Raw genomic sequence first — 22,610 nt, 5'->3', positions numbered from 1 at the left:
GTTCAGGCGGGCGGCTGGCCGTCGTCGGTCAGGAAGCTGTCGCGGAACGTGAAGTACAGCGAGGTGAAAAATGCCGCGCTCAGCAGCGATGCGACCGGAAACATCAGCACCTGCAGCACGGAGGTGCCCCCGAGCAGCGAGGCCAGCAGCACCAGCACCAGCGACGCCGCCAGGAAGATGGCCGACCAGCCAAGCATGAACACGGTCAATGCCCCCTTGTTGGTCCAGCACGCCACCAAGCTGAAAAACAGGCTTTTGATCGGGTGCACGCCGTGCCAGTGCACCAGGGCCGGCGCGTGCCAAAACAGCAGCCCCAGTGGCAGGTAGAGCACGGCCTGCCACGCCAGGTTGCGCAGCACGGCGGGGTCGTTGAGCACGGCGTCAGCGCCGCCCTGCGCGGGCGCTTGGGCCGGTGCGCCCGCCAGCAGCCCGGCCAGGGTCATCACCACCAGCGAGCCCAGCGCGTACAGCGCCCCGAGCAGCAGCATGGCACGCACGCGCTCGCGCCCGGCGCGAAAGGCGCTGGCCAGCACCGTGGGCATGGGAAAGTGCCCGCTGGCGGCTTCTTTGGTGGCCGCCATCAGGCCCAAGGTGGCGGCGGGCAGCAGCGCCAGCGCCAGTGGCGCCCCCAACACCGGCACCATGGCCAGCACGCTCACCCCCATGATGAACATGAAAAACAGGCCGGCCATGGCCAGCGGTTGGCGCGCAAACGTTCGCAGGCCGAGCCGGACCCAGAGCAGGCCGGTGCGCGCAGGGACACGGTTGAGCTTCATGGTCGGCCCCTCGGCTCAGCATTCGGCCAGACGGGCGCGCAACACGCGCTCGAAGTGGGTGGGGTCGTGCGGCTTGAGCACGGCGGCCTGGCGTGGCAGATACCAGTCCCACAGGCGGGAGATCCAGAACCGCAAAGCGCCCGCGCGCCGCATCGCCGGCAGCAGCGCGCGCTCGCCTGCGGTCAGCGGCCGCACGGACTCGTACGCGTCCAGCATGGCCTGGGTGCGCGCCGCGTCGCCCGCGCCGCTGGCCCAGTCGATGCACCAGTCGTTCAGGCACACCGCCAAGTCGAACAGCCACGTGTCGCAGCCGGCAAAGTAAAAGTCGAACAGGCCGCTCAGGCGCCCAGCGTCGAACATCACGTTGTCGCGGAACAGGTCCGCGTGGATCGGACCGCGTGGCAACCCCTGGTAGGCGGGGCTCGCGGCGATGTGGTTTTGGTAAGCCAACTCGGCGGTCAGCAGCGCCGTCTGTTCGGGCGCCAGGTGCGGCAGGATGACCGGGACGGTTTCGTTCCACCACGCCAGGCCGCGCAGGTTGGGCTGTTCCCGGTCGTAGTCGCGGCCGGCCAGGTGCATGCGCGCCAGCATCGCGCCGACCTGGGCGCAATGGTCGGGGCCGGGGGCCAGCTCGTGCTGGCCGCGCAGGCGGTTGACCACGGCGGCAGGCTTGCCACGCACCGTGTGCAAGATGGCACCCGACGCATCGGCTTGCGGGTCGGGCACGGGGATGCCCTTGTGCGCCAGGTGCTTCATCAAATACAGGTAGAAGGGCAGCTGTTGCGCACTCAGGCGCTCGAACAGCGTCAGCACCCACTCGTGGCGCCGCCCGTCACGCTCGGTGCTGACGAAGTAATTGGTGTTTTCGATGCCGCCGGTGCAGCCGGCCATGTCGAGCAGCCGGCCCAGACCCAGCCGTTGCATCAGGTCCGCGGCCTCATCGCGGCCCACCTCGGTAAAAACCGCCATGGCGCGTCAGAATGCCAGCACACGCCAGCGGCGCACGCCGGCGCCGGAGCGGTCATCGCTGACGCCGGGGTCGATGGGCCGCACCTCGTAGCCTGGGACGCCCGAACGGGTGCGCACGTCGATGGTGCGGGTTTGCCCGCCGATGCGCAGCTCTTCGATGCGGGTGTGGCCGTCCTGATGGAGCAGCCGCTCGACTTTGGGTTCTGGCGCGCTGGGGGTGGCGGGCGCAGCGTCCGTCGGGGCGGCTGCCGTGGCCGACGTGGCGGCCAGCCACAGGGCGGCCAGCGCCAAGGCAGCGCGCCGTGGTGGGGCAATGTCGCGGGCCATCGGCGGGCGCAGGCCGTCGCAGGGAAGGGGGCGGGGCATCAGAGGCATGGCCCCTGAATTGTAGGCAATCGGGGCGGGCACAATAGCGCCATGACCGACCGCGACCCCGACGCCCCGCTGCTGGTGCTGGTGGATGGTTCCAGCTACCTCTACCGCGCCTTTCACGCCATGCCGGACTTGCGCGCCGTGCCGGGCGACCCCAGCAGCCCCCCCACCGGCGCGATCCGCGGCATGATCAACATGCTGCAAGCGCTGCAAAAGGACTACCCCTCGCAGCACATGGCGGTGGTGTTCGATGCGTCGGGCCCGACGTTTCGCGAGGCGCTGTACCCGTCGTACAAGGCACACCGCGCCCCCATGCCCGACGACTTGCGTGCGCAGATCGCGCCTATCCACGAGGTGATCGGCCTGCTGGGCCTGCCGGTGCTGGTGGTGCCGCAGGTCGAGGCCGACGACGTCATCGGCACGCTGGCCCGCACCGCCGCCGACCAGGGCTGGCGCGTCATCATCTCCAGTGGCGACAAAGACCTCAGCCAGTTGGTCGATTCGCGCATCACCATCATCGACACCATGAGCGGCAAAGTGCGCGACGTGGCCGGGGTGGAGGCCGAGTTTGGCGTGCCGCCGCGTTTGATGGTGGATTACCAGACCCTGGTGGGCGATGCGATCGACAACGTGCCCGGGGTGGACAAGGTGGGCCCCAAGACCGCTGCCAAGTGGCTGCAAACCTACGGCTCGCTCGATGGCGTGGTGGCGCATGCGCACGAGATCAAAGGGGTCGCCGGGGAAAACCTGCGCCGCGCCCTCGACTGGCTGCCGTTGGGCCGACAGTTGCTGACCATCCGCACCGATTGCGACCTCGCTGGGCACGTGCCCGGACTGCCGGCGCTGGATGCGCTGCGCAAGCGCGAACCGGACACGGCGGCGTTGCAGCACTTCTACCAGCGCTATGGCTTTCGCAGCCTGGCGCGCGCGCTGGGTGAGGCGACGGGGCCGCAGGCGGCCAACGGTGCCGCGTCCGAGGCGCCGGCCGGCGAGACGCCCGCCGTGCCCGCGCTGCGCTACACCACGGTGTTGGACTGGCCCACCTTCGATGCCTGGCTGGAGCGCCTGCGCGCGGCGCCGCTGGTGGCGTTCGACACCGAGACCACCTCGCTGGACGCGATGGCGGCGCGCCTGGTCGGCCTGTCGTGGAGCGTGGCGCCGGGCGAGGCGGCCTATGTGCCACTGGCCCACGACTACCCCGGCGCGCCCGCCCAACTGCCGCTGCAAGCGGTGCTGGAGCGTCTGCGCCCCTGGCTGGAAGACGCCACGGCGCCCAAATGCGGTCAGCACGTCAAGTACGACCAGCACGTGTTGGCCAACCACGGCATCACCGCGCGCGGCTATGTGCACGACACCTTGCTGCAAAGCTACGTGTTGGAGGTGCACAAGCCGCACAACCTGGAGAGCTTGGCCGAGCGCCACCTGGGGCGGCGCGGCCTGGGTTACGAGGACCTGTGCGGCAAAGGCGCGGCGCAGATCCCGTTTGCGCAGGTGGCGCTCGAGCGTGCCACCCCGTATGCCTGCGAGGATGCCGAGATGTGCCTGGCGGTGCACCAGGTGCTGTGGCCGCGGCTGCAGGCCGAACCCGGGCTGCAACGGATCTACGAACTGGAGATGGCCGTCTCCGACGTCCTCTTGCGCATGGAGCGGCACGGCGTGTTGATCGACGCCGACGCGCTGCGCCGCCAAAGCCAGGCGCTGGGCGAGCGCATCGTGGCGCTGGAGGCCGAGGCGCACGCGCTTGCCGGCCAGCCGTTCAACCTGGGGTCGCCCAAGCAGATCGCCGAGATCTTTTTTGGCAAGTTGGGCCTGCCGGTGATCAAAAAAACCGCCACCGGCGCGCCCAGCACCGACGAGGAGGTGCTCGAAAAACTCGCCGAGGACTACCCGCTGCCCGCGCGCATCCTCGAGCACCGCAGCCTCTCCAAGCTCAAGAGCACCTACACCGACAAACTGCCGGCGATGGTCAACCCGGCCACCGGCCGCGTGCACACCCACTACGGGCAGGCGGTGGCGGTCACGGGTCGGCTGGCCAGCAACGACCCCAATCTGCAAAACATCCCCATCCGCACGCCGGAGGGGCGGCGCATCCGGGAGGCCTTCATCGCCCCGCCGGGGTGGTGCATTGCCAGCGCGGATTACTCCCAAATCGAGCTGCGCATCATGGCGCACCTGAGCGAGGACGCGGCGCTGCTGCGCGCGTTTGCCGAAGGGCAGGACGTGCACCGCGCCACCGCCGCCGAGGTGTTTGGTCTGGCGCCCGAGCAGGTCAGCCCCGAGCAGCGCCGCTACGCCAAGGTGATCAACTTTGGCCTGATCTACGGTATGAGCCCCTACGGCCTGGCCAAGGCCCTGGGCATCGACGCGACGGCGGCGCGCAACTACATCGAGCGCTACTTCGAGCGTTTTGCCGGGGTGCGCGCCTACATGGAGCGCACCCGCGAGCAGGCCAAGGCCCGCGGCTACGTCGAGACCGTGTTCGGGCGCCGCCTGGTGCTGCCGGAGATCAACTCCCCCAACGGGCCGCGGCGGGCGGCGGCGGAGCGCGCCGCGATCAATGCCCCGATGCAGGGCACGGCGGCCGACCTCATCAAGATGAGCATGGTGGCGGTGCAGCAGGCCATCGACCAAGGCGCGCGGCGCACGCGCATGATCCTGCAGGTGCACGACGAGCTGGTGTTCGAGGTGCCGCCGGAGGAGATCGACTGGGTGCGCAGCGAAGTGCCCCGCCTCATGGCCGCGGTGGCGACGCTGCGTGTGCCCCTCGTGGCAGAGGTGGGCGTGGGGGCCAATTGGGAGCAGGCGCACTGAGTGCGCTGGTTGCCCGATCCCACGTCAACGCGGGTCGGTGGCCAGGCCGATCAGGCGCAACGGTACGGGCCCGTAAGCATCGGGCGGACGGCAGTCGGCGGCTTGCAGCTTTTGGAGCAACGTCGTGGCGGTGGGCAACGGCAGCATGGCGCGCAAATAGCGGGTCAGCGTGAGCTGCTGCGCCCGTGTCAGCTCGCGGGTGCAGGTCTGGTGACCAAAGTCTGCATCCGGCGGCACCGGGCTGAACACCACCTGCGCTGGTGCCGGTCGTTCGGGCGCGTGCCGACGCTCGCCCGCCGCAAACACCAGCCAGCACGGCGTGCGGCAGACGCTGCCGGGTGCCAGCGCGGTGTCCCAACGGCGGTTGCGCACCATCGCGCCGATGGTGACCGCGTCCCCCAGCGTGCCGTCCACCCCGTCGAGCACGAGCAGGCGTTGCGCGCAGGTCAGCGCCTGCGCTGCGTCCAGTGCCTGCCGCAGCGGTGCCACTGCACCCGCGTGGATGGTGCCTTGCCAGTGCAGTTGGCAGCGCTGGTCCGCGCTGACCGTCCAAGCCAGCGTGCCACCATCGTAACGCCCACCGGGCTGGGGCGGCGCGGGCTGGGCTGCCGCCGGCGCCGTGGGCTGCACGGGGGGCGCTGCGCAGCCCGCCAAGACCGCAGCGGCCAACACCCAGGGCACGCCACGCCGCGCCCGACGCCGGCCCGTGGCGGCTGTCTCGGCGCGCGGCGCCGGCGGCGGATCCACGCTGCTGTGGGCGCGCGCTGCCACGCGGCCTCCTTCACCCGAGGCGGAAACGCGCCACCTGCTGCGCAAGGTGCTGGGACTGCTCGCGCAGCGCGGCGGCGGCCGCCGACGCTTCTTCCACCAAAGCGGCGTTTTGCTGCGTGACGCCGTCCATCAGCGCCACCGCCTGGTTGATTTGGCCCAGCCCTTCGGCTTGTTCCGCACTGGACGCGGCGATCTGGCGCATCAACTCGGTGACACGCTCGATGCTGTGCACGATTTCGTCCATCGTCGCCCCGGCGGCGTCCACCTGCTCCTTGCCACTGCCGACCTTGGCCACCGACTCCTCGATCAGGGCCTTGATTTCGCGTGCCGCCTCGGCGCTGCGCTGCGCCAGCGACCGCACCTCACCCGCCACCACGGCAAAGCCGCGCCCGGCCTCGCCCGCCCGCGCCGCTTCCACCGCGGCGTTGAGCGCCAGGATGTTGGTCTGAAAGGCAATGCCGTCGATGACGCCGATGATGTTGGCGATGCGCTGCGACGAGGTGTTGATGTCGTTCATCGTCTGCACCACCTGCGCCACCATGCCGCCACCGCGTTCGGCCACCGAGGAGGCCTTTTCCGCCATGTCGTCGGCGGCGCGCGCGTGGTCGGCGTTGAGCCGCACCGTGCTGTTGAGCTCTTCGGTGGCCGAGGCGGTTTGCTGCAGCGAGCTGGCCTGCTGCTCGGTGCGCTGCGACAGGTCGAGCACGCCGCTGGCCACTTGGCTGGCCGCGCTCGCGATGCTGTCGGCGGCGCCGACCACGCTGCCAATCAGGTCGCGCAACGCTTGGCGCATGCGTTCCATTTGCCGCAGCAGATGGGCGATTTCGTCGTCGCCGTCCGCGCGCACCGGCTGCGACAAATCCCCCGCCGCGATGGCCGTCGCGGCAGCGTCGGCCTGGGCAAAACCCACCGACAGGCGCCGCTGCGTGAGCACCATCAGCACGGTCAGCGGCAGCGCGCCCAGCACCAGGGCCGCTGCCACCACGATCAGGGCCGTCTCATAGCGCGCCTGCGCGTCGGCGGCTTCGATTTCGGCGCGTTTGAGCTGCTCGTCGCGCAGCGCCTGCATGGCGCGCTCGAACGCCGCGCCTTCGGTGCGGCCCGCCACCAAAAAGGCTTGCGTCACGTCGGTGCTGAAGTTTTCGGCCTTGATCGCCTCCAGGGCCTGGTCGCGCTTGGCCTGCCATGCCTTGCGTGCGGCCAACAAGCCCTCGACCAGCTGGCGCTCCTCAGCATCCATCTGCGCGGCAAGCGCCTCGACCTCGCGCAGCGCTTCGTTGTTGCTCTCGCGCTGCTGGGCGATGGCATCCAGGTGCATGGACGTCGGGTGATCGTGCAGGATGCGGGTCGGGCTGTCCGGCGCGTGCTGAAACGCCAACAACACGTGCAGCCGGTTGTCGTAGTAGTTGCGCAGCAGCGTGGCCATGGCCTCGGCCACGGCCATGCGGCGGCCATGGATGTCGCGCAAGCTTTCTTTGGCCTGGTACATGCCCCACAGGCCCATGGCCACCACGATGGCCAGCACGGTGAGGTAGCCCACGATGACGGCGAGCACGCGGTGGGTCAAACGCAGTCGGTTGAGCATGTCGATACTGTTGGCGGTGCAAATGGCGCCCGTGGGCGCAAAGGCCGGCCCGGTGGAAGTCCCGGATGGTTGCCGATCGTCCCGTCGCCGGTGAGCCCTTGAACTTGACAAGGGTATTGCGGTCTCGACCATGAGAGCCGACAAACACCGATGTGCGACAGGCGAAGCGGGCTTGGCAACGGATGGCGGGCGGCGCGCCGGGGGGCGTACCGCAGCGGTTCAACCCAGACGAGGAGATCACCATGCTGAATGCCGATGGAATGCGCGACGTGGCCGCGCTGCTCGATGTGCCGCCTGCGGGATCGGCGGCAGCGCTGCCGCGGCGCGCCGTGTTGCGGGGGGCGCTGGGCGCCGGCTACGCGCTGGCGGCTTTGCCGGTGGTGGCGCAGACCGCCATCCGCACCCCGGCCGACGGACTGACGGTCGGCGAGGTCATGGTGCCCGTGGGCCAGGAGACCATCCCGGTCTACCGCGCCGCCCCCGCGGGACGCTCCGGGCTGCCGGTGGTGCTGGTGATTTCGGAAATCTTTGGCGTGCACGAGTACATCGCCGATACGGCGCGGCGCTTCGCGCGCGCGGGCTACCTGGCGCTGGCGCCCGATTTGTTCGTGCGCCAGGGCGATCCGCAGGGTTACGGCGAACTGGCCCGGCTGATCAGCGAATTGGTGGCCAAGGTGCCCGACGCCCAGGTGATGCGCGACCTGGATGCGTGCGTCGATTGGGCCGCGGCCCATGGCGGCGACGCGGCGCGTGTGGCGGTCACGGGTTTTTGCTGGGGTGGACGGCACACCTGGCTCTATGCGGCGCACAGCGCGCGTGTCAAAGCGGCGGTGGCCTGGTACGGCCGGCTGGAAGGCGAGCGCAACCCGCTGCAGCCGCGCCACCCGATCGACGTGGTGGGCGAGCTCAAGGCCCCGGTGCTGGGCCTCTACGGCGGAGCCGACACCGGCATCCCGCTGGCGTCGGTGGAGCGCATGAAAGCCGCCTTGGCGCAGGGCAGCGCGGCGGCGCGTGCGTCCACCTTCGTCGTGTACCCCGACGCGCCGCACGCGTTCCATGCCGACTACCGGCCCAGTTACCGGCAGGCCGCCGCCGAAGATGGCTGGCAGCGCTGTCGTGACTGGTTGGCCCGCCACGGTGTCGTATGATGGCCGCATGCGCACCGCGACCTACCTGCAACGTTTTTTCGACGGCGCGCCCGACGAGGTGGCGGGTTGCCTGCGCTGCCGTGGCCACCAGGACTACGGTGGCGAGCTGCGCATGGCGTTTCAGCCGATCATCGACGCACAGCGCCGCGATATCTTCGCTTACGAGGCCTTGGTGCGCGACATCGACCGCAACCACGCCCGGCAGGCCATCGTTGGCGGCGTGCTGGGCACCTGCCGCGCGCTGGGTGTGCAGGTCATCGCCGAAGGGGTGGAATCCCGCGCGGAATACGACTGGCTCGACTGGCTGCGCAGCGCCGGGGTGACGCTGTTTCAGGGTTACCTGGTGGCGCGGCCGGCGGTGGAAGCGCTGCCCGAGCCCGACTGGGCCGCGTTGGCCTGAGCGCAGCGACGCGGCGTCACGAACGCGCGCACGGCAGGCCAGGGGTGCGACACCACTCGCTCCAGCCGCCGGCAAACAACGGTGCCGTGCCCAGGCCGGCGATGGTCATGGCCAACAGGTTGGGTATGGCGCTGACGCCGCTGCCGCAGTGGTGCACGACGGTGTTCGGGTCGCGACCCGCCAGCAGGGTTGCAAACTCGGCGCGCAGCCGTTCGGGCGATTTGTAGCGCCCGTCGGCGTCGAAGTTGTCGCCAAACGGCCGGTTGAGCGCACCGGGGATGTGTCCGGCGACCGGGTCGAGCGGCTCGACCTCGCCGCGAAAGCGGGGCGTGGCGCGTGCATCGATCAGGGTTTGCTGCGGCCGACCCAGGGCGTTGGCGACCTCGTGCACCGTGCGCAGAACCACCCGCGCGGGTGCCAGGGCAAAATGGCCCGGCGCGGGGGTGGCGGGGCCGTCGCCGGTTTCGACCGGCCCGCCCATGGCCTGCCAGGCGGCCCAGCCGCCATCCAGCACCGCCACGGGGCCGTGGCCGCACCAGCGCAGCATCCACCACAGCCGGCCACACACCATGCCCCCTTGGCGGTCGTAGACCACCACCGGCTCGTCGGGGTTGAGCCCCCAGCGGCGCAGCCGCTCGGCCAAGGTGTCGCGTGCGGGCAGGGGGTGGCGCCCGCCGCTGGCGGCCGTGGGGTCGCCGGCCGCAGCGCTGAGGTCATCGTCCAGGTGCGCGTAGCGCGCGCCGGGGATGTGGCCTGCGCGGTATTGGGCCCGGCCGGCGGCCGGGTCGGCGAGGTCGAAACTGCAGTCAACAACATGCATCGCCGCACCGCTGGCCAGCCGCTGCCGCAGCGTGGGCGCATCGATGAGGGGGAAGGGCAGATCGTTCATGCGTGCTCCTCGGCCGGCAGTCGGGGGACGGCGCGTTCGCGCAAAAAGGTGGCCGCCACGCCGCTGCCAACGATCAGCGCCATGCCGACCCAGCCGCTCAGCGGCAGGCGGTCGCCAAACACCGCCAGCCCATACAGGGCGGCAAACGCAATGCCAAAGTATTGCAGATTGGCCACCACCAGCGTGGCGCCACTGGCGTAGGCGCGCGTCATGCACAACTGCCCGAGCACGGCCAGCAGGCCGATGGGAATCAGCCACAGGGCTGCGGGCGTGGTCAGCGGGCTGGCGCCGAGGAACAGGGTGCCGGCCAGGCCCACGACCGCCGCCCCGAGCGAAAAATAAAACACGGTGCGGCTCTCGGGCTCACCGGCACGCGACAGCGCCGCCACCTGCAAGTAGGCCAGCGCCGACGTCAGGCCCGACAGCAGCCCCGACAAACCGCCCAGGGCCGCCGCGTCGTCAAACGTGGGGCGCAGCACCAGCGCCACCCCGCCAAAGCCGATGAGCACGGTCAAAAACAGCGGCGTCTGGTCGCGCAGGGGTTGCCGGCCGCGCTGCAGCAGCAAGGCGCCGCCGAGCAAAAAGGCCGCCACCCACACGCTGCTCATGTAGTTGAGGGTCATCGCCGTGGCCAGGGGCAGCTGCGCGATGGCGTAAAACCACGCCAGCAGCGACACCGTGCCGACGATCGTGCGCCACAGGTGCATCATCGGCACGCGCGTGGCCAGCGACACCCCGCGCGAGCGCGTGAGCACCAGCAAGAACAGCATGCCGATCAGGCCGCGGTAGCCGACGATTTCGAAGGTGTGGAAGTGCGCCGATGCAAAGCGGATGCACACCCCCATGGAGGCGAACAGAAACGCCCCCAGCACCATCCACAGGGCCTGTGCGGGACGCGGTGGCCGCGCCGCAGCGGCCACCGTGGGAGTGGAGCGGCTCAGGGGCTCAGCCTCCCCAGCCCGAGGCGGGCAGACCCATCTTGGCGCGGTACCACTCGTGGAAGTGCTGCATGCCGTCTTCCATCGGGCTTTGGTAGGGCCCCACCTCGCTGGTGCCGCGCTGTAGCAGCGCCTTGCGCCCGGCGTCCATGCGCTCGGCGATCTCGTCGTCCTCCACCGCCGTCTCCATGTAGGCGGCGCGCTGCGCTTCCATGAATTCGGGCTCGAACGCGGCGATTTCCTCGGGGTAGTAGAACTCCACCACGTTGAGGGTGCGATCCACGGCGATCGGATGCAGGGTGGAGACCGTCAGCACATGCGGGTACCACTCGACCATGATGTGTGGGTAGTAGGTCAGCCACACCGCGCCGTGTTCGGGCAGGCGCCCTTCGCGGTGGCGCATCAGCACCTCGTGCCAGCGCTGGTACACGGGGCTACCCGCTTTGGCGGCCAAATTCTGCACCCCCACCGTCTGGACGGAAAACTCCTGCGCAAACTGCCAGCGCAAATCGTCGCAGGTGACAAAATTGCCCAGCCCAGGGTGGAAGGGCACGACGTGGTAGTCCTCCAGATAGACCTCGATGAAGGTCTTCCAGTTGTAGTGGCACTCGTGCATCTCGACGTGGCCGAGCACCATGCCCTCGAAGTTGAAGGCATCCCCAACGCGCATGCCGGCCAAGTCGGCGGCGATGTCGCGCCCGTTGTCCTCAAACAGCATGCCGTTCCATTCGCGCAGCGGGAAGCGCTGCAGGTTCAGGCACGGGTCTTGGGCGAAATGCGGCGCCCCCACCAGGGTGCCGATGTCGGCCATGCCCTGCTGGCCGCCGCTGTAGGTCCAGCGGTGCAGCGGGCACACGATGTGGCCACCGGCGTGGGCCTTGCCCTCGCTGAACAGGTTGCCGCGGCCTTTGAGCATGACGGCCTGGCGGTGGCGGCACACGTTGCTGATCAGCTCGACGCCGCGCTCGGTGCGCACCAACACGCGGCCTTCGCCCTCGTGCGGCAGCGCGTAGTAGTCGCCGACGTTGGGGACCGCCTGTGCGTGCCCCACGTAGCGCGGGCCGGGCTGAAAGATGGTCTCCAGCTCGCGCCGCAACAGCGCCTCGTCGAAATACACGGACACCGGCAGTTGGCTTTTCGCCTGCTGCAATGGAAGACTCAAATCGGACATGATGATCCTGACCTCAGACTCCCCTCGACGGGGCGGACAAGCGCGTGAGAAACGTTGGGACGGTTCGGCGCGGGTTGGGGGGATACACCTCCTTGGGGGGTGAAAGCATCATCCCCCGCCAGCCTGGGGGCAATCCAGACCGCGGGGGACGAGGTTATTGTACCCCTACCCCCCGGCATGGGGCAAGCAAACTACAATCGTTCGTTTTGATCGCGCTCAAAAAGCGGCTTCTTTGCCTGACGCCACGCATCCTGCCATGCCTCGCGACCCGTCTTCCCCTGCCGTTGCCCCCACGGCTGCGGCTGCAGCCCCGTTGCCCAGCACGTACGAGGCTGCCGTGCAGGAGCTCGAGGCCCTGCTGGCGCGCCTGGAGTCGGGCCAGTTGCCGCTGGAGGAGCTGTTGGGCGCCTACGAGCGCGCCAACGCGCTGCTCGGGTTTTGCCGCGGCAAGCTCGAGGCGGTCGAGCAACAAATCCGCATCGTCGAGGCGGGGCAGACGCGCCCGTGGGAGGCGGGTGAATGACCGTGGTGATACCGGCTGCAACGCCGATGCCCGACACGCGCGCGCCGAGCCCAGCCCCGGACATGAGCGCCTGGGTGGCGCGCCGGCTCGACCAGATGGAGCATTTTTTGCGCGCGCACCTGCCGGCCCACGCGCCCGCGGGTTTGGGCGAAGCCATGCGCTACGCCGTCCTGGACGGCGGCAAGCGCTTGCGGCCCCTGCTGGTGCTGGCGACGTGGGAGGCGGTTGCCGCCGCCGCGGAGGCGGCGCCCGAGGCGCCCGTGTGGTGGGCAGCCGGCGCGGTCGAGCTCATCCACGCCTATTCGCTGGTGCACGACGATTTGCCGTGCATGGACGATGATGTGCTGCGCCGCGGCAAACCGACGGCGCATGTGCGCTTTGGCGAAGCGCAGGCGCTGCTGGCGGGCGACGCGTTGCAGGCGCTGGCGTTTGAATGGCTGTCCGCACCCGACTGGGCGCGGCGCACCCCAGCGCTGGCCGTGGCCCTGGTGCGCGAGCTGGCCACGGCGTCGGGGGCGGACGGGATGGCGGGCGGGCAGGCCATCGACCTGGCCGGCGTGGGCCAGCGGCTCGACCAAGCCGCTTTGGAGGACATGCACCGCCGCAAGACCGGCGCGCTGTTGCTGGCCAGCGTCCGCATGGGGGCAATGGCGGCGGGCGCCGACGACGCGACGCTGGCCGTGCTGGACCGCTACGGTCGGGCGCTGGGGCTGGCGTTTCAGGTCATCGACGACGTGCTCGATGCCACGGCGGACACGGCCACGTTGGGCAAGACCGCGGGCAAGGACGCGGCGGCCGACAAGCCGACCTTCGTCTCGCTGCTGGGCGTCGAGCCGGCGCGCGCGTATGCCGATGCCCTGCTGACCCAGGCCTTGCACGCATTGGGCGAGTTGCCCACGCCGACAGCGCGCCTGGCGGCGCTGGCACGCTGGGTCGTGCAGCGCCGCGCTTGAGGGCTAGGACAGGGAGATGGCCATGACCGGATTGCTGACATCGATCGACTCGCCCGCCGACCTGCGCCGCCTGCCACGCGCCCAGTTGCGCCCCTTGGCCGATGAGCTGCGCGAATTTCTGGTGCAAAGTGTGGCGCGCACCGGCGGGCACTTCAGCTCCAACCTGGGCACGGTGGAGCTCACCGTCGCGCTGCACTATGTGTTCGACACGCCCTACGACCGGCTGGTGTGGGATGTGGGGCACCAGACCTACCCGCACAAAATCTTGACCGGGCGGCGCGATCGCATGCACACCCTGCGCCAGTTGGGGGGCATCAGTGGTTTTCCGGTGCGCAGCGAAAGCGAGTACGACGCCTTTGGCACCGCGCACTCGTCCACCAGCATCTCCGCTGCCTTGGGCATGGCCCTGGCTGCCCAGGCCAAGGGGGAGCGGCGGCGGGCGATCGCGGTCATTGGTGATGGCGCCATGACCGCGGGCATGGCGTTTGAGGCGCTCAACAACGCCGGGGTCACCCAGGCCCCGCTGCTGGTGGTGCTCAACGACAACGACATGTCGATCAGCCCGCCCGTGGGCGCGCTCAACCGCTACCTGGCGCAGCTCATGAGCGGGCGTTTCTACGCCGCGGCCAAGCAGGTGGGCAAGCAGGTGCTCAGCGTGGCACCGCCGCTGCTGGCGTTTGCGCGTCGTTTCGAGGAGCACGCCAAGGGCATGGTGGTGCCGGCCACGCTGTTCGAAACATTCGGCTTCAACTACATCGGCCCGATCGACGGACACGACCTCGACGCGCTGGTGCCGACGCTGGAGAATATCCGCCGACTGCTCGACGATGGCGCGGGGCCGCAGTTTTTGCACGTGGTCACGCGCAAGGGCCAGGGCTACAAGCTGGCCGAAGCCGACCCGATCACCTACCACGGCCCCGGCAAGTTCGACCCGGCTGTGGGCCTGGTGCCGCCCGCGCAGCCGCCCAAACCCACGTTCAGCGCGGTGTTTGGCCAGTGGTTGTGCGACATGGCCGAGCGTGACAAACGGCTGGTGGGCATCACGCCGGCGATGCGCGAGGGCTCCGGCATGGTGGAGTTCCACCGGCGCTTCCCCGATCGCTATTACGACGTTGGCATCGCCGAGCAACACGCGGTGACCTTTGCCGCCGGGCTGGCGTGCGAGGGCCTCAAACCCGTGGTGGCGATTTACTCCACGTTTTTGCAGCGCGCCTACGACCAGGCGATCCACGACGTGGCGCTGCAGAACCTGCCCGTGGTGTTTGCGCTGGACCGCGCGGGCATCGTCGGCGCCGATGGTCCCACGCACTGCGGGGCCTACGACATCCCCTTCCTGCGCTGCATCCCCAATGTCTCGATCGCCTGTCCGTCGGACGAGGCGGAGTGCTACCAACTTCTGACGACGGCGTTCGAGCAGTCGCACCCGGTGGCGGTGCGCTACCCGCGCGGCGCCGGTGTGGGGGCGCCCATCCCGCGCGAACCCCAGGCGCTGCCGTTGGGGCGGGGCGAGGTGCGCCGGCGTGGCCGCGGGGTGGCGATCTTGGCCTTTGGCACCCTGCTGCATCCGGCGCTGCAGGCCGCCGAGGCGCTGGGCGCGACGGTGGCCAACATGCGCTGGGCCAAGCCGCTGGACCGCGAGCTGGTGCTGGCGCTGGCGCGCGAGCACCAGGCGCTGGTGACGGTGGAGGAAGGCGCCGTCGCCGGTGGGGCGGGCAGCGCGGTGCTGGAGCTGCTGGCAGCCGAGGGCATGGCCATGCCGGTGCTGCAGCTGGGCTTGCCCGATCGCTTTGTGGAACACGGCGATCCGGCGCTGTTGCTGGCACGGCTGGGGCTGGACGCCGCGGGCATCGAGCGCAGCGTGCGTGAGCGGCTGGGCGCGTACCTGGTCTCCACCCCCGCGCTGACCGTCGTGCACCCTGCGGCCTGACGGTGGCCGGCAACGCTGCGGTTTGACGCCCATGGTTTGACGTGTGAAATATCTTCACACAGGCCGCGCCAATGCCGCTCGTCAGGGTAAACACTCCCAAACGGTGGACAGCCAGTCCACTACACTCCGCGCCATCACCGGCTGTACACGCACGCTGGCGTGCGCCTGGTGGTGCTTAACATTCAACTGAGGAGCCTTACTTCATGGACCGTCGTTCCGTCATCAAGCACGCCGGTGTGGCCGGCATCCTGGCGGCCGCCGCCGCGCCTGCGGTGCACGCCCAGCCCACCATCCGCTGGCGCCTGGCCTCCAGCTTTCCCAAGTCGCTTGACACCATCCACGGTGCGGCAGAAGTCTTCGCCAAAACCGTCAATGCGATGTCGGGTGGCAAATTCCAGGTCACGGTGCACGCACCGGGCGAACTGGTGCCGGCCTTTGGCATTGTGGATGCCGTGCAGCAAGGCACCGTCGAAGCCGGCCACACCGCGCCGTACTACTACTTTGGCAAGGACGACACCTTCGCCATCGGCACCGCGATTCCCTTCGGCATGAACAGCCGCCAGTTGACCGCCTGGTTCTATGACGGCAATGGCATGAAGCTCATGCGCGAGTTCTACGACCAGTACAACATCGTCAACTTCCCCGGTGGCAACACCGGCGCGCAAATGGGCGGCTGGTACCGCAAGGAAATCAAGGGCCCGCAAGACATCAAGGGTCTGAAGATGCGCATCGGCGGCTTTGCTGGCAAGGTGCTCACCCGCATGGGCGCGGTGCCGCAAAACATTCCGGGCGGTGAAGTCTATCAGGCGCTGGAAAAGGGCACCATCGATGCGACCGAGTGGGTTGGCCCCTACGATGACGAAAAGCTGGGCTTTTACAAGGTCGCCAAAAACTACTACTACCCGGGTTGGTGGGAAGGTGGCGCGCAGCTCGACTTCTACATCAACAAAAAGGCCTACAACGACCTGCCGGCCGACTACAAAGCCATGGTCGAGGCCGCGGCCAGCCACGCCCACGTCACCATGCAGGCCATGTACGACGCGCGCAACCCGGCAGCGCTCAAGCGCCTGGTGGCCAACGGCGCCAAGGTGCTGGCCCTGCCCAAGTCCGTGATGGACGAGGCGTTCAAGCAAGCCATGGCGCTCTATGACGAGCTCAGCGCCAGCAACCCGAACTGGAAGAAGGTGTACAGCGACTACCGCAACTTCCAGCGCGACGCCAACCTCTGGTTCCGGTTTACCGAGGCGCGTTTCGACAGCTACATGCAAGCTGCCAAACTGTGATGCCAGGGGCCGGCGGCGGTGGCCGCCGGCCGTTGCACAGGACCCCGCGCGTGGCGGGGTTTTCCTTTTTTCGGAGCGGGCATAACCCCCCGCCGGTATGGCGTCGGATAGACTGTTGGCCCTTGGTACACCGTCATCCGCGCCGGAGCGACCATCATGAATGTGTTGTTGCAACTCTCCCGTGCCATCGACGCGCTCAACCGCGCGATCGGTTGGCTGGCGATGTGGCTGATCCTGGCGGCCACCCTCATCAGTGCCGGCAACGCCACCGTGCGGCGCGTCTTTGGGACCAGCTCCAATGCCTGGTTGGAGGTGCAGTGGTACCTGTTTGCCGCCGTCTTCATGCTCGGGGGCGGCTACGCCTTCCTGAAGAACGCGCATGTGCGCATCGACTTCATCTCGAGCAAGCTCAGTGCGCGTGCGCGCAACTGGATCGACGTCGTGGGCATCGTGGTCTTCATCCTGCCACTGTGCTACCTGATGGTGAGCCTGGGGTGGCCGCTGTTCGAACGCGCGTGGGCCAGCGGCGAGATGTCGTCCAATGCCGGTGGGCTGGTCCGTTGGCCGGTGTATGCGCTGATCCCGGCAGGCTTTGTGCTGCTTGCGCTGCAAAGCCTCAGTGAGCTGGTCAAGCGCATCGCCTTTCTGACGGGGCGTGGGCCCGATGCCCTGGCGCACACGGGCCCGAGCGAGACCGAGTTGCTGGCCAAGGAAATTGCCGAAGCCGAGGCGCAGCGTGCCGCGCACGCCAGCGCCAAGCCCTAAGTCCACCGGCGGAGTCCACGTTCATGATCGCTTTCTTGCATGACAACTTCGTGCCGGTGATGTTTGCCGGCCTGCTGGTCTTTTTGCTGACCGGCTTCCCGGTGGCGTTCGCGCTGGCGTCCACCGGGCTGTTCTTCGGTTTCATCGGCATGGAAATCGGGTTGTTCCCCGACAACCTGTTCCAGGCCCTGCCGCTGCGGGTGTTTGGCATCATGCAAAACGACACCCTGCTGGCGATTCCGTTCTTCACGCTCATGGGCATCATCCTGGAGCGCAGCCGCATGGCCGAGGACCTGCTGGAGACGGTGGGTCAGGTGTTCGGTCCGGTGCGGGGTGGGTTGGCGGTGGCGGTGGTCCTGGTCGGGGCCTTGCTGGCCGCGACCACGGGTGTGGTGGCGGCGGCTGTCATTTCCATGGGCCTGATCTCGCTGCCGATCATGCTGCGCTACGGCTACAACCGCTCGATCGCCACCGGGGTCATCACCGCATCGGGGACGTTGGCGCAGGCCATCCCGCCATCGCTGGTGTTGATCGTGCTGGCCGACCAGTTGGGCCGCTCGGTGGGGGACATGTACGCGGGGGCCATGGTGCCGGCGCTGATGCTGGTGGGGCTGTACCTGCTGTTCATCGTGGCCGTGGCCATCGTGCGGCCGTCGTGGGTGCCGGCGCTGCCGGCCGAGGCGCGGATCTATCGCGAGGACAACGGCGCCAGCGGCCACCGCTCGTTGATCGTGCTGCTGGCCGTGGTCGGGCTGGCGAGCTGGGGCTGGGCCCAGGTGCATGCGGGGGTGCTCAATCCCGTGCTCGGCCGTGAGGCCGACGCGGCCGCGCCCACCGACGAGGTGATCGTGGCCTCGACCACCATCGGGGCGTTGCTGGCCCTGGTCCTGGCGGGGCTCAACCGCCTGTTGCGGCTGGGGTTGCTCTCGCGCCTGGCCGAGCAGGTGACCTTCGTGCTCATTCCGCCGCTGGTGTTGATCTTTTTGGTGCTCGGCACGATTTTTCTGGGGATTGCCACACCCACCGAGGGCGGTGCCATGGGGGCGGTCGGCGCGTTGGTGATGGCGGCCATCAAGCGCCGGCTGTCGTGGAGCATCGTGCGGCAAGCGCTGGAAAACAGCACCAAGCTGTCCATCTTCGTGCTGTTCATCCTGATTGGCTCGACGGTGTTTAGCTTCACCTTCAACGCCGCGGACGGGCACATCTGGGTCGAGCATTTGTTCGACAAGCTGCCGGGCGGGCCGATGGGCTTCCTGCTCGTGGTCAACCTGTTGGTGTTCGTGCTGGGCTTTTTCATCGATTTCTTCGAGATCGCCTTCATCGTCGTTCCGCTGCTGGCGCCGGTGGCCGACAAGATGGGCATCGACCTGATCTGGTTTGGCGTGTTGCTGGCGATGAACCTGCAGACATCGTTTTTGACGCCGCCGTTTGGTTTTGCCCTGTTTTACCTGCGCAGCGTCGCCGCGCGCGAGGACTACACCGACGCCGTCACGGGCCGGCGCATTGGCGCGGTGACCACGCCGCAGATCTACAAGGGTGCGGTGGCCTTCATCGTGCTGCAGCTGATCATGGTGGCGCTGCTGCTGTTCAAGCCCGACTTGGTCACGGGCAACGTCACCCAAGCCTTGCAGGGCGATACCGAGGCGGTGCGCCAGCAACTGCTCGACATGCAGGTGGGCGAACCGGAGGCGGATGATCCCTGGGCGGCCGAGGACAAGGACGCCGCAGCGCAGGACGACGCCGGCGCTGCCGGGCAAGCCGAGGGCGCGGTGCCGACGCCGCCCAAGGACAAACCCGCCGAGGACGACCCCATGGAAGCGCTCCAACGCGCCATGCAAAACGGCGGCAAACCCTGAGCGGACGGCGCATGCGCATCGAACTCAAAATTCTCGATGAACGGCTGCGGCAGACCCCGCCGCAGTACGCCACGCCGGGCAGCGCCGGGTTGGACCTGCGCGCCTGCGTGGGCGCGCCGCTGACCTTGGCGCCGGGTGCGTGCGAACTGGTGCCCACCGGCATGGCCATTCATCTGGCCGATCCGGGCTATGCCGCGTTGATACTGCCGCGCTCGGGGCTGGGGCACCGCCACGGGCTGGTATTGGGCAATCTGGTGGGCCTCATCGACAGCGACTACCAGGGCCAGCTCATGGTCAGCGCGTGGAACCGTGGGCGCGAGCCCTTCACGATCGAGCCGCTGGAGCGCATCGCGCAGTTGGTCATCGTGCCGGTGGTGCAGGCGCAGTTCCAGGAGGTGGCCGAATTTGGCCAGACGAGCGCGCGCGGGACGGGGGGCTACGGCTCCACCGGCCGGGCCTGACACGCGACTGCTGCGCCTGGTATTCATGGAAGCACTGTTGGTCTCGACGGGCGTCGTCGCCCTGGCGGAAATCGGTGACAAGACCCAGCTGTTGGCGTTTGTGCTGGCTGCCCGGTTTCGGCGGCCGCTACCGATCGTCCTGGGCATTTTGCTGGCCACCCTGGTCAACCATGGGCTGGCCGGGGCGCTGGGCGCGTGGATTGCCGCCACGGTCAGCCCAACGGTGCTGCGCTGGGCGTTGGGGCTGTCGTTTTTGGCGATGGCGGTGTGGACGCTGATCCCGGACCGCGTGGAGGACGATGAGCTTGCCATCGCACGGCGGTGGGGCGTCTTCGGTGCGACGCTGGCTACGTTCTTTCTGGCCGAGATGGGGGACAAGACCCAGGTGGCCACGGTCGCGATGGCGGTGCATTACGCGGCGCCCGTGCTGGTGGTCATCGGCACCACGTTGGGGATGCTGATCGCGGATGTGCCGGCGGTGTTCGTCGGCGACCGGCTGGCGCATCGCATTCCGATGCGGCTGGTGCACGGGGTGGCCGCGGGCATTTTTGCCGTGCTTGGGGTGTTGACGCTGTTGGGTGGCGGTCAGGCGCTGGGTTTTTGACAACGCCGCGTCGCCGCGTCACAATCAGTCCATTCGTGATGACTGATGTTTTGGGCGGGCACGATCCGTGGGCATCGCCCCTGCCCCAGGAGACAGCGACAATGACATCGAATGCATGGACGCGCCGGCAGTGGTTGCGCGTGACGGCGGGTGGCGCAGCGGGTGCGCTGGCACTGGCGGCGGTGCCCGAGGTGCGGGTGTTCGCGCAGCAGGTGCAGGACTTCATCGAAGGCCCGCCCGTGCCCGATATCCGGCCGGAGCGCCTTAGCGCGCACGTCTGGCAGATTTACGCGCAAGACGGCTTTCCCACCCCAGAAAACCGCGGTGTGATGGCCAACGTCGTGTTCGTCGTGACCTCGGCAGGGGTGGTGGTGCTCGATTCCGGCTGCTCGTTGCAGCACGGGCAGATGGCGATACGCATGATCCGCACCGTCACCGACCGGCCGGTGGTGGCCATCTTCAACAGCCACTACCACGGCGACCATTGGCTGGGCAACCACGCTTTCGTCGAAGCGTTTGGGGCGCAGCTGCCGATCCACGCGCTGCCGCACACCATCGAGCAAATCCGCGGCGCCGAAGGCAACCTGTGGCGCAGCCTGATGGAGCGCTGGACCAACCAGGCAACCATGGGCACCAAGGTGGTGCCACCCAACACGCCCACCGAGCATGGCCGCACCTACCGCTTTGGCGATGTGACGCTGCGCATGCACCACTACGGGCGTGCGCACACGCCGTCCGACCTGTGCGTGGAGGTGGTGGAGGATCGCTTCACCTACGTCGGCGACATCGCGATGGCCAACCGCATCGCCAACATCGACGATGGCTCCTACCCCGGCACGTTCAAGTACTACGAGGCGTTGCAAAAGGCCACCGCCGGCCACACCTACTGGCCGGGCCACGGCCGGGGCGGCGCGCGGCTGCTCGAGGAATACGGCACCTTCCTCAAGGGCATTTGGGAACCGTGCGTGCAAGCGGTCAAGGACGGCGTACCGCTGGAGCGCGCCAAGGAGTTGGTGTTGCGTGATCCACGGGTGGCTGCGCGCGCCAAGTCCATGCTGGGGTTTGATGCCAACATCGGCAAGTACACCAGCTTGGCCTACCTGGAAGCCGAGCGCGAGATGTTTTGACCCTGGCGCCGCGGCGCGCGCGCTGCGGCAGGAGCCGCATTGGGGGGAGCCGCCGCGCTACCGCTGCCCCAATTTGCGGTAGACGGTGGCGCGGCTGATGCCCAGGCGCCGGGCGGCCTCGGCCACGTTGCCACCGGCCTCGGCCACGGCGTGGCGGATCAGCGCCGCCTCGCGGCTGCGCAGGGGCACGCTGGTGGCCGCCGCCTCGGCGCCGGGGGTGTGCCGGGCCAGCTGCGCCAACGCCAGCACACGCAGCCCACCCCAGGTCGGCACCTCCAGCGGCCCGCGATCGCGCCGCGCCACGCCCAACAGGTCGCCGCAGGGGACGGCAAAGATCTCGTCCGCGTGTGGCCAGCCCGTACCATCGGCGCGCAGATCCAGCATCTCGGCCGCGGTGCGGTTGGCGCCCACGATGCGCCCGTCGGCGTCGAGCACCAGCAAACCGTCATCGTCATCCCCCGGCAGGTGGCCGGGCCAGGTCAGGCGCAGCACCAGCGCGTGCGGGCGGCGCAGCACCAGCGCATTTTCGATGCGGCGCGCGGTGACGCTGACCAGGTGCTTGAGCGCGCGGCGCTCCGGGGCCATGACGCCGGTGAGGTCGAGCATGCCGATGCAGGCGCCGTCGGGGTCGAACAGCGGCGCGCCGGCGCAGCTGTAGACCGCGGTGTCCTCGAAAAAATGTTCTCCCCGATGCAGCCAGACGGATGTGCGCTCGGCCAGCGCGGCGCCGATGGCCGAGGTGCCGATGGCGGGCTCCGACAGGTCCACGCCGATGCGGGCGATGGCGTGGATGTGGCGGTTGCTCATGTCGGCAGGCCCATGCACGTCGATGACGATGCCCTGCGCGTCGGTCAACAGCGCAAAGTAACCGGTATCCGACATCGCGCGGCCCAGGGTGTGATCGATGACGGGGGCGGCCGTTAGGCGCAGGGCATGGCTGGCTTCCAGCGCGCGGCGCATGGCGCTGGCGCTCACACAGTCGAACACCACGCGCTCGCGTGGCCGCTGCCCACGCGCCAGACAGCGCTGCCACGACGCGGTGATCCACGGCTCGATGCCGTGCAGCTCGCCCGGGAGGGAAGCGTGGTCGAGCAGACGGCGGCGCGCCGCATCGATGGCGATGGCGCGCCCGGTACCGGCCGTGGGCGCGGCGGCGGGAGGGGTGGGGGACGGCCGACAGCAGCGTCGAGCCCGCCATGACCCCCGCGCAGTGCGCGGCCGCGCTGGAGCACGGCATGGCGGTGGTGCGCGCGCGGCCCGGCGATGCGCTGCTGCTGGGCG

The 22,610-nt window shown here is 68.9% G+C and carries 22 protein-coding genes; 13 read left to right on the top strand and 9 right to left on the bottom strand.

The annotated features are described in order from the left end of the window. Nucleotides 1-2 precede the first annotated feature (2 nt). From Tther_RS08890 to Tther_RS08880, 3 genes are read right to left on the bottom strand one after another with little or no spacing between them, the layout of a single operon-like run. Entirely contained in the window at nt 3-776 is a 774-nt protein-coding gene (locus Tther_RS08890; RefSeq protein ID WP_143903014.1) for a BPSS1780 family membrane protein, read from the bottom strand. Between the two features lie 15 nt (nt 777-791). After that, the gene (locus Tther_RS08885) at nt 792-1,745 is read right to left on the bottom strand and encodes a homoserine kinase (RefSeq protein ID WP_143903012.1); all 954 of its coding nucleotides are present in this window, start codon (nt 1,743-1,745) and stop codon (nt 792-794) included. Nucleotides 1,746-1,751: 6 nt separating this feature from the next. After that, nucleotides 1,752-2,120 (bottom strand): hypothetical protein, encoded by a 369-nt coding sequence (locus Tther_RS08880; protein ID WP_143903010.1) that lies wholly within the window; start codon nt 2,118-2,120, stop codon nt 1,752-1,754. A gap of 42 nt (nt 2,121-2,162) precedes the next feature. On the opposite strand from Tther_RS08880, the gene polA reads away from it, so the two are divergent. Next, the gene (gene polA, locus Tther_RS08875; protein WP_143903007.1) at nt 2,163-4,928 is read left to right on the top strand and encodes a DNA polymerase I; all 2,766 of its coding nucleotides are present in this window, start codon (nt 2,163-2,165) and stop codon (nt 4,926-4,928) included. Between the two features lie 24 nt (nt 4,929-4,952). Here the strand turns inward: polA and Tther_RS08870 are convergent, their stop codons facing one another. Next, nucleotides 4,953-5,699 (bottom strand): hypothetical protein, encoded by a 747-nt coding sequence (locus tag Tther_RS08870; RefSeq protein WP_143903005.1) that lies wholly within the window; start codon nt 5,697-5,699, stop codon nt 4,953-4,955. 10 nt (nt 5,700-5,709) lie between these two features. Further along, a complete protein-coding gene (locus Tther_RS08865; protein WP_143903003.1) occupies nt 5,710-7,284 on the bottom strand; it encodes a methyl-accepting chemotaxis protein in 1,575 nt (524 codons plus the stop codon). A gap of 242 nt (nt 7,285-7,526) precedes the next feature. On the opposite strand from Tther_RS08865, the gene Tther_RS08860 reads away from it, so the two are divergent. Next, nucleotides 7,527-8,432: a dienelactone hydrolase family protein gene (locus Tther_RS08860; protein WP_143903001.1), complete on the top strand. Its 906-nt coding sequence runs from the start codon at nt 7,527-7,529 to the stop codon at nt 8,430-8,432. Between the two features lie 7 nt (nt 8,433-8,439). Continuing rightward, the gene (locus Tther_RS08855) at nt 8,440-8,832 is read left to right on the top strand and encodes an EAL domain-containing protein (protein WP_246098974.1); all 393 of its coding nucleotides are present in this window, start codon (nt 8,440-8,442) and stop codon (nt 8,830-8,832) included. A 16-nt stretch (nt 8,833-8,848) separates the two neighbouring features. Here Tther_RS08855 and Tther_RS08850 read toward each other — a convergent pair whose 3' ends face one another. From Tther_RS08850 to Tther_RS08840, 3 genes are all read right to left on the bottom strand, one after another. Further along, on the bottom strand, nt 8,849-9,721 hold the full coding sequence (locus Tther_RS08850; RefSeq protein WP_143902997.1) for a sulfurtransferase: 873 nt from the start codon (nt 9,719-9,721) through the stop codon (nt 8,849-8,851). Beyond that, a complete protein-coding gene (locus tag Tther_RS08845; RefSeq protein WP_143903036.1) occupies nt 9,718-10,596 on the bottom strand; it encodes a DMT family transporter in 879 nt (292 codons plus the stop codon). Before Tther_RS08845 ends, Tther_RS08850 begins: the two co-directional genes overlap by 4 nt. A gap of 70 nt (nt 10,597-10,666) precedes the next feature. Next, the gene (locus Tther_RS08840; RefSeq protein ID WP_143902994.1) at nt 10,667-11,830 is read right to left on the bottom strand and encodes an aromatic ring-hydroxylating oxygenase subunit alpha; all 1,164 of its coding nucleotides are present in this window, start codon (nt 11,828-11,830) and stop codon (nt 10,667-10,669) included. A gap of 256 nt (nt 11,831-12,086) precedes the next feature. On the opposite strand from Tther_RS08840, the gene xseB reads away from it, so the two are divergent. The 9 genes from xseB to Tther_RS08795 all read left to right on the top strand — a co-directional run bounded on the left by xseB (nt 12,087) and on the right by Tther_RS08795 (nt 21,329). Next, the gene (xseB, locus tag Tther_RS08835; protein WP_143902993.1) at nt 12,087-12,353 is read left to right on the top strand and encodes an exodeoxyribonuclease VII small subunit; all 267 of its coding nucleotides are present in this window, start codon (nt 12,087-12,089) and stop codon (nt 12,351-12,353) included. Continuing rightward, nucleotides 12,350-13,306 (top strand): polyprenyl synthetase family protein, encoded by a 957-nt coding sequence (locus tag Tther_RS08830; protein ID WP_425472817.1) that lies wholly within the window; start codon nt 12,350-12,352, stop codon nt 13,304-13,306. Before xseB ends, Tther_RS08830 begins: the two co-directional genes overlap by 4 nt. Before the next feature lie 22 nt (nt 13,307-13,328). Next, entirely contained in the window at nt 13,329-15,233 is a 1,905-nt protein-coding gene (gene dxs, locus Tther_RS08825; protein WP_185975046.1) for a 1-deoxy-D-xylulose-5-phosphate synthase, read from the top strand. 203 nt (nt 15,234-15,436) lie between these two features. After that, nucleotides 15,437-16,516, top strand: coding sequence for a TRAP transporter substrate-binding protein (locus Tther_RS08820; protein ID WP_143902989.1), 1,080 nt, complete (start codon nt 15,437-15,439; stop codon nt 16,514-16,516). 156 nt (nt 16,517-16,672) lie between these two features. After that, on the top strand, nt 16,673-17,281 hold the full coding sequence (locus tag Tther_RS08815) for a TRAP transporter small permease subunit (RefSeq protein WP_143902987.1): 609 nt from the start codon (nt 16,673-16,675) through the stop codon (nt 17,279-17,281). A gap of 23 nt (nt 17,282-17,304) precedes the next feature. Then, nucleotides 17,305-19,137, top strand: a complete 1,833-nt coding sequence (locus Tther_RS08810; protein ID WP_143902985.1) for a TRAP transporter large permease — start codon at nt 17,305-17,307, stop codon at nt 19,135-19,137. Nucleotides 19,138-19,148: 11 nt separating this feature from the next. Further along, nucleotides 19,149-19,598: a dUTP diphosphatase gene (dut, locus tag Tther_RS08805; protein ID WP_143902983.1), complete on the top strand. Its 450-nt coding sequence runs from the start codon at nt 19,149-19,151 to the stop codon at nt 19,596-19,598. Nucleotides 19,599-19,623: 25 nt separating this feature from the next. After that, nucleotides 19,624-20,202, top strand: a complete 579-nt coding sequence (locus tag Tther_RS08800) for a TMEM165/GDT1 family protein (RefSeq protein WP_143902981.1) — start codon at nt 19,624-19,626, stop codon at nt 20,200-20,202. 101 nt (nt 20,203-20,303) lie between these two features. Continuing rightward, nucleotides 20,304-21,329: an MBL fold metallo-hydrolase gene (locus tag Tther_RS08795; protein ID WP_143902979.1), complete on the top strand. Its 1,026-nt coding sequence runs from the start codon at nt 20,304-20,306 to the stop codon at nt 21,327-21,329. A 57-nt stretch (nt 21,330-21,386) separates the two neighbouring features. Here Tther_RS08795 and Tther_RS08790 read toward each other — a convergent pair whose 3' ends face one another. After that, nucleotides 21,387-22,445, bottom strand: coding sequence for a helix-turn-helix domain-containing protein (locus Tther_RS08790; protein WP_246098976.1), 1,059 nt, complete (start codon nt 22,443-22,445; stop codon nt 21,387-21,389). Nucleotides 22,446-22,525: 80 nt separating this feature from the next. Here Tther_RS08790 and Tther_RS08785 point away from each other — a divergent pair. After that, nucleotides 22,526-22,610 (top strand): hypothetical protein (locus tag Tther_RS08785; protein ID WP_143903029.1); only part of this gene is annotated, 85 nt, incomplete at its 3' end.

This window comes from Tepidimonas thermarum, assembly GCF_007556705.1.
Taxonomy (GTDB): Bacteria; Pseudomonadota; Gammaproteobacteria; order Burkholderiales; family Burkholderiaceae_C; genus Tepidimonas; species Tepidimonas thermarum.
This window is presented reverse-complemented; position numbering and strand designations above follow the sequence as displayed.